Consider the following 7,098-nt stretch of genomic DNA (forward strand, 5'->3'; position numbering starts at 1 on the left):
TCACCGCTCAGCGTCTCGCGCTTGAAGAGGTTGGAGACCTGCGGCTCGATGCACTCGTACACGCCCGCGATCGAGGCGATCGTCGCCGTCGGGGCCGGGTCGCCCGGGCCACCCCTCATCACTCCACCCGGAGTCCCCTTTGGCCACAGGCACGGAACCACCCCGACAGCGGCCCTCCGGCGTCCACGGCGCCTCGCGGGCCGCCATCGCCGCCCGGCACCTGCGGACCGACCGATGGTGGCTGGCCCCGGCCGGCACCGCGGCCGGGCTGTTCGCCTTCATCGTCTACTCGACCTGGCGGGCCTTCGCCAACGCCGACTACTACGCGGCCCCGTACGTCTCGCCGTTCTACTCCCCGTGCCTCGCGGAGAACTGCCAGGAGATGCGCGGCGGCCCCAACTGGGAGCTGTTCGGCAGCTGGTGGGGCCTGTCCCCCGCCCTGCTGGTCCTGATCTTCCCGCTCGGTTTCCGGCTGACCTGCTACTACTACCGCAAGGCGTACTACCGGGGCTTCTGGGCCTCACCGCCCGCCTGCGCCGTCGCCGAGCCGCACGCGGCGTACACCGGGGAGACCCGCTTCCCGCTGGTCTTCCAGAACGCGCACCGCTACTTCTTCTACGCGGCCGTCCCGGTCGCGGGCATCCTCACGTACGACACGGTGCTGACCTTCCGCGACGAGCACTACGCCTGGGGCCACATGGGCCTCGGAACGCTACTGTTCCTCGTCAACATCACCCTCATCTGGGCGTACACGCTGTCGTGCCACTCCTGTCGGCACATCATGGGCGGCAAGCTCAAGCACTTCTCGAAGCACCCGGTGCGCTACCGGCTGTGGGGCTGGGTCAGCCGGCTCAACGCCCGCCACATGCAGCTGGCGTGGGCCTCCCTGATCAGCGTCGCGCTCTGCGACTTCTACGTCTATCTGGTGGCCAGCGGCGCCTTCACCGACCCGAGGATCTTTTGACCTCCGCCCTCCCTACGGGGAGGAACGTCCCACCTCTTCGGGTGGGTGTTCCTGCTTCACCGCGGACCGCCCCGGCCGAGAGGAGGACTCCCGATGAGGTCTGACACCCGCTCCACAGGCAGTGACCGCCGGCCCGGCGGCCAGAAGATTGATTGCCGCGTTCACGTCCCGGTCGTGCGTCGTCCCGCAGCTCTCGCACGTCCACTCACGGACGTTCAGGGGCATCGCCCCAACTGTCGCCCCGCAGACCGAGCACCGCTTCGAGCTGGGAAACCACCGATCCACGATGATCAGCTCCCGCCCGTACCAGGCTGTCTTGTACTCCAGCGTTCGCCTCAGCTCACCCCAGGCCGCATCCATGACGGCACGGGCGACCTTGCGGTTCTTGACCATGCTGCGGACGGTCAGGTCCTCGATCACGAGCGTTTGGTTATCGCGCACGAGTCGACTGGTCAGCTTGTGGAGGTGGTCCCTGCGACGGTCTGCGATCCGAGCCTGGACCTTCGCCACACGAGTGCGGGCTTTGGCGCGATTCTCCGATCCCTTCTCCTTCCGCGACAACGCCCGCTGAGCCCTCACCCGTCTGGCCCGATCCCTGCGCTCGTGTCGGGGATTGTCGACCCTCTCTCCGGTGGAGAGGGTGACCAGGGCTGTGAGCCCGACATCGATGCCCACGGCCCGCGTGGTGGCGGGCATCGAGGAGGGAACGTCTTCGCAGAGCAGGGAGACGAACCAGCGCCCGGCGCTGTCCCGCGACACCGTGACACTGGACGGTTGAGCCCCGACGGGCAGGGGACGGGACCAGACGATGTCCAACGGATCCGCCATCTTGGCCAGCGTCAGCCGTCCGTCGTCGTAGCGGAACGCGGAGCGTGTGTACCTGGCCGAAGCTCGCGCATGCCGCTTCGACTTGAAGCGGGGATGCCTCGACTGCTTTCCCCAGAAGCGCGTGAAGGCGCTCTGCAAGTGACGCAGCGCCTCCTGGAGCGGAACCGAGGAAACCTCGGCCAGGTAGGCCAGTTCCTCGGTCTTCTTCCCGTCGGCGAGCATCGCAGACGTCTCCCTGTAGCCCACCCTCTCCTGCCGGTTCGTCCAGGCGTCGGAGCGAACGGCGAGTGCGAGGTTGTAGACCTTGCGCACGCATCCGAACGTCCGCGACAGATCGGCTGCCGGCGCGTCGGTGGGATGGAAGCGGTACTTGAACGCCCGCTTCACAGAACGATGAGCCCCCATGTCCGAACGCTAGAAGCGGCCACCACCCGCACACAAGCCCAGGTCACAGCATCACGCACCGGGACTGCGCCGCCGCGCTGCTCTCGGCCGACGATGCGTGCCCCCTCTCTCGGCTCACGTCTGAGGGACTCTCGCAAGGAGATTGGATGACCCAAGTGGAACGGCAGCAGTGGGACGTGGTCGTGGTCGGCGCGGGCGGCGCCGGGCTGCGCGCCGCGATCGAGGCCCGCGAGCGCGGCGCCCGTACGGCCGTGATCTGCAAGTCGCTCTTCGGCAAGGCCCACACGGTGATGGCGGAGGGCGGCATCGCCGCCTCCATGGGCAACGTCAACGAGGGCGACAACTGGCAGGTGCACTTCCGCGACACGATGCGCGGCGGCAAGTTCCTCAACCAGTGGCGGATGGCGGAGCTGCACGCGAAGGAGGCCCCGGACCGGGTCTGGGAGCTGGAGACCTGGGGCGCGCTCTTCGACCGCACCCCGGACGGCCGGATATCCCAGCGCAACTTCGGCGGCCACGAGTACCCGCGCCTGGCCCACGTCGGCGACCGGACGGGCCTGGAGCTGATCCGCACCCTCCAGCAGAAGATCGTCCAGCTCCAGCAGGCGGACTTCGAGGAGTTCGGGGACTACGAGGCCCGCCTCAAGGTCTTCCAGGAGTGCACGGTCACCCGGATCCTGCAGGACGGCGGCCCCGCGGGCGGCGGGCGGGTCGCGGGGACCTTCTGCTACGAGCGCGAGTCGGGCCGCTTCTTCGTCCTGGAGGCCCCGGCGGTCGTCCTGGCCACCGGCGGGATCGGCAAGTCCTTCAAGACGACGTCCAACTCCTGGGAGTACACCGGTGACGGGCACGCGCTGGCCCTGCTGGCCGGGGCGCCGCTGCTGAACATGGAGTTCGTGCAGTTCCACCCGACGGGTATGGTCTGGCCGCCGTCGGTGAAGGGCATCCTGGTCACCGAGTCGGTGCGCGGCGACGGCGGGGTGCTGCGCAACAGCGACGGCAAGCGGTTCATGTTCGACTACGTCCCGGACGTCTTCAAGGAGAAGTACGCCGAGTCGGAGGCGGAGGGCGACCGCTGGTACGACGATCCGGACCACAACCGGCGGCCGCCCGAGCTGCTCCCCCGCGACGAGGTGGCCCGGGCCATCAACTCCGAGGTGAAGGCCGGCCGCGGCTCCCCGCACGGCGGGGTCTTCCTGGACGTGTCCACCCGGATGCCGGCGGAGCGGATCCGCCGGCGCCTGCCCTCGATGTACCACCAGTTCAAGGAGCTGGCGGACGTGGACATCACGGCCGAGCCGATGGAGGTCGGCCCGACCTGCCACTACGTGATGGGCGGCATCGCGGTCGACTCGGACACCGCCGCCACGGTCGGCGTCCCGGGGCTGTTCGCCGCGGGCGAGGTCGCGGGCGGCATGCACGGCTCCAACCGGCTCGGCGGGAACTCCCTGTCCGACCTGCTCGTCTTCGGCCGCCGGGCCGGTCTGCACGCCGCCGGGTACGCGCGGGAGCACGCCTCCTCCCCGGCCGGGCGCCCGGCCGTCTCCCAGGCCCGGATCGACGAGGCGGCCGCGGAGGCGCTGGCCCCGTTCCACGCCGCCGAGGGCGCGGAGAACCCGTACACGCTCCACCAGGAGCTCCAGAGCGCCATGAACGACCTGGTCGGCATCATCCGGCGGGCGGGCGAGATGGCGCAGGCCCTGGAGCGGCTGGCGGACCTGCGCGTACGGGCTTCCCGGGCCGGCGTCGAGGGGCACCGGCAGTTCAACCCGGGCTGGCACCTGGCGCTGGACCTGCGGAACATGCTCCTGGTCAGCGAGTGCGTGGCCCGCGCGGCCCTGGAGCGCACCGAGAGCCGGGGCGGGCACACCCGCGAGGACTGCCCGGGCATGGACCGCGCCTGGCGTCCGGTGAACCTGCTGTGCCGGCCGGTGGACCCGGCTCCGGCCGACCCGGCGGCCGACCGGATCGCCCTCGTGCGCACCCGCACGGATCCCATCCGTCCCGACCTGCTCGCCCTGTTCGAGAAGGAAGAGCTGGTCAAGTACCTCGCCGAAGAGGAGCTCTACGAGTGACTACCTACGACGCACGCTTCCGGATCTGGCGGGGCGACGCGGAGGGCGGGGAGCTGCGGGACTTCACCGTCGAGGTGAACGACGGCGAGGTCGTGCTGGACATCGTCCACCGGCTCCAGGCGACGCAGGCCCAGGACCTCGCGGTGCGCTGGAACTGCAAGGCGGGCAAGTGCGGTTCGTGCAGCGCGGAGGTCAACGGCCGGCCGCGGCTGCTGTGCATGACGCGGATGTCCACCTTCGGGAGCGGGGAGACGGTCACCGTCACCCCGTTGCGGGCGTTCCCGGTGGTCCGGGACCTGGTGACGGACGTGTCCTTCAACTACGCCAAGGCGCGGGAGGTCCCGGCCTTCGTGCCGCCGCAGGGGGTGGCGCCGGGGGCGTACCGGATGCGGCAGGTGGACGTGGAGCGCTCGCAGGAGTTCCGCAAGTGCATCGAGTGCTTCCTGTGCCAGGACACCTGTCACGTGGTGCGGGACCACGAGGAGAACAAGCCCGCCTTCGCGGGGCCGCGCTTCCTGATGCGGGTGGCGGAGCTGGACATGCACCCCCTGGACGCGGCGGCGGAGGCGGGCCTGGACCGCGGGCGGGCGGCGCAGGAGGAGCACGGGCTCGGCCTGTGCAACATCACCAAGTGCTGTACGGAGGTCTGCCCCGAGGGCATCAAGATCACCGACAATGCCCTGATCCCGCTGAAGGAGCGGGCGGTGGACCGCAAGTACGACCCGCTGGTGTGGCTGGGCAACAAGATCGGCAGGCGCTCGGGAACGACGTAGCGCTCCGGAACCCCGTAGCGCCCGGGAGCCCGTATGTGACCCGCCCCGGGGCGGGTCACCGGCCCTGACTCCGCATGCGGTGCCACTAAACCCCCCATACCCTCCCAATTGTGATTCCGCCGAGAAGCAGGACGCAGAGACGCACCTCCGCCGGCATACCGCTCCGGGCGGGGCTCGCCCTGGCCGGAGCGCTGCTCGCGTTCGGCGGCTGGGGGGTGGCGGGGGCGCCGCCGGCGCGGGCCGACGATCCGGTGACCCTGTCCCGGCAGGGCCAGATCACCGACCGCGTCGGGGCCCTGGGCGACCGGCGGGACTCCGTGACCGCGGCTCTGGACAGGCTCTACGCCGACCGGCGGGTCCAGCTGTTCGTCGCGTACGTCCGTGACTTCTCCGGCCGGTCCGCCCAGAGCTGGGCCGATGCCACCGCGGAGAAGAACGGCCTCGGCCAGAGCGACGTCCTGCTGGCCGTGGCGACCGGGGACCGGCAGTACGCCTATTCGGCCGACACCGCGTCCGGTTTCACCGAGGAGCAGCTCGCGACGGTCGCCCGGACCGCCATCGAGCCCGCCCTGCGGCAGAACGACTGGGCGGGCGCCGCGATCGGCGCGGCCGACGGCTACAACGCCGTGCTCGGCGGGCTGCCCGTCGCCGCGCCCACGATCACCCCGGGTCCGGCGGACCCCGGCGGCGGGGAGAGCGGGCACACCGGGGCCGGGGACTTCGTGCTCCCGGTGGTGGCGGTCGGCGCGGCCGGCGCCCTCGGGGCGTACGCGTACACCCGCCGCAAGCGCCGCGGCGACGGCCCCGGGCGCGGTACGAGCACCGGCCAGGGCTGGGGCGAGGCCGGGGCGGGGCGGCCGCCGCTGCCGGAGCTGGACTCCCGGGCCAAGGCGCTGCTGGTGGAGACCGACGACGCGGTCCGCACCAGTACGGAGGAACTCGGCTTCGCCTCGGCCCAGTTCGGCGACGAGGCGGCGGCCCCCTTCACCGCGGCCGTGGAGTACGCCAAGAACGAGCTGACGCACGCCTTCCGGCTGCGCCAGCAGCTGGACGACGCCTACCCGGAGGACGACGCGACCCGGCGCCGGATGCTCGACGAGATCGTCGCCCGGTGTACGGAGGCCAGCCGGCGCCTCGACGCCGAATCGGCGGACTTCGACCGGCTGCGGGATCTGGAGAAGAACGCTCCGCAGGCCCTGGCCACCGTGGAACTGCACTTCCGGGCGCTGGCCGGGCGCACCACGACGGCCGTGGCCACCCTGACGGCGCTGGCCGGCCGGTACGCGGACTCCGCGTCGGCGCCGGTCGCCGCCAACCCGGAACAGGCGGAGGACCGGCTGCTGTTCGCGACGACCAGCCTGGGCGAGGCGCACGCCGCGGTCGACGCCGGCGACAACGGCCGGGCGGCCGTGCACGTGCGGGCCGCCGAGGGCGCGGTGGACCAGGCGGCGACCCTGGTCGACGCGGTGGAGCGGCGGGCCCAGGAGCTGGCGGAGGCGGCCGGGAAACTGCCGGGCGCCCTGAACGAGGCCGATACGGACCTCGCGGACGCCCGCGGGCTGCTGACCGGAACCGCCGAGGGCACCTCGACAGCGGACCTGCGGGGCCGGATCGGCCGGGCGGAGGCGGTGCTGGCCGACGTACGGCAGGAGCAGGCGGCCGGCCGGTACGACCCGATCGACGCCCTGCGCCGGGTCGAGGAGGCCGACGCGGCCCTGGACGAGGCGCTGGCCGGGGCGCGCGAGCGGGAGTCGGGCCGCCAGCGCGCGGTGGCCCTGCTGGACCAGGCCCTGCTGTCGGCCCGCAGTGCGATCGGCGCCGCGACGGACTACATCACCACCAGCCGGGGCGCGGTCGGCAGCCAGGCCCGCACCCGGCTGGCGGAGGCGGCCCGGCACCTGGAGCGGGCGGGGACCCTGACGTCCGCCGACCCGGCGGGCGCGCTGGCGGAGGCCCATGGGTGCGGCGCAGTCGTTTCCCCAGACCCGTACAGGGCGGGCGCCGCAGCATCTCCCGGGCGACAGGGCAGGCCCGGGGGGAGTGGGTGCCACCC

The 7,098-nt window shown here is 72.0% G+C and carries 5 protein-coding genes and 1 pseudogene; 4 read left to right on the forward strand and 2 right to left on the reverse strand.

The window, feature by feature from the left end:
- Positions 1–95: pseudogene (locus tag ABT106_RS32220) on the reverse strand (ribonucleotide reductase barrel domain-containing protein); the annotation flags it as partial.
- Between the two features lie 44 nt (positions 96–139).
- Here ABT106_RS32220 and sdhC point away from each other — a divergent pair.
- A complete protein-coding gene (gene sdhC, locus ABT106_RS30145) occupies positions 140–964 on the forward strand; it encodes a succinate dehydrogenase subunit SdhC (RefSeq protein WP_351283723.1) in 825 nt (274 codons plus the stop codon).
- Positions 965–976: 12 nt separating this feature from the next.
- Here the strand turns inward: sdhC and ABT106_RS30150 are convergent, their stop codons facing one another.
- The gene (locus tag ABT106_RS30150) at positions 977–2,197 is read right to left on the reverse strand and encodes an RNA-guided endonuclease InsQ/TnpB family protein (protein WP_351283724.1); all 1,221 of its coding nucleotides are present in this window, start codon (positions 2,195–2,197) and stop codon (positions 977–979) included.
- 146 nt (positions 2,198–2,343) lie between these two features.
- Between ABT106_RS30150 and ABT106_RS30155 the strand changes: the two genes are divergently transcribed.
- The 3 genes from ABT106_RS30155 to ABT106_RS30165 form a co-directional block, all read left to right on the forward strand.
- On the forward strand, positions 2,344–4,272 hold the full coding sequence (locus tag ABT106_RS30155) for a fumarate reductase/succinate dehydrogenase flavoprotein subunit (RefSeq protein ID WP_351283727.1): 1,929 nt from the start codon (positions 2,344–2,346) through the stop codon (positions 4,270–4,272).
- Entirely contained in the window at positions 4,269–5,045 is a 777-nt protein-coding gene (locus ABT106_RS30160) for a succinate dehydrogenase/fumarate reductase iron-sulfur subunit (protein WP_351283729.1), read from the forward strand. The genes ABT106_RS30155 and ABT106_RS30160 overlap by 4 nt, the downstream gene beginning before the upstream one ends.
- A gap of 155 nt (positions 5,046–5,200) precedes the next feature.
- A partial coding sequence (locus ABT106_RS30165) for a TPM domain-containing protein (protein ID WP_502979529.1) occupies positions 5,201–7,098 on the forward strand: 1,898 nt, incomplete at its 3' end.

The organism is Streptomyces sp. NPDC002044 (genome assembly GCF_040296725.1).
Taxonomy (GTDB): domain Bacteria; phylum Actinomycetota; class Actinomycetes; order Streptomycetales; family Streptomycetaceae; genus Streptomyces; species Streptomyces antarcticus.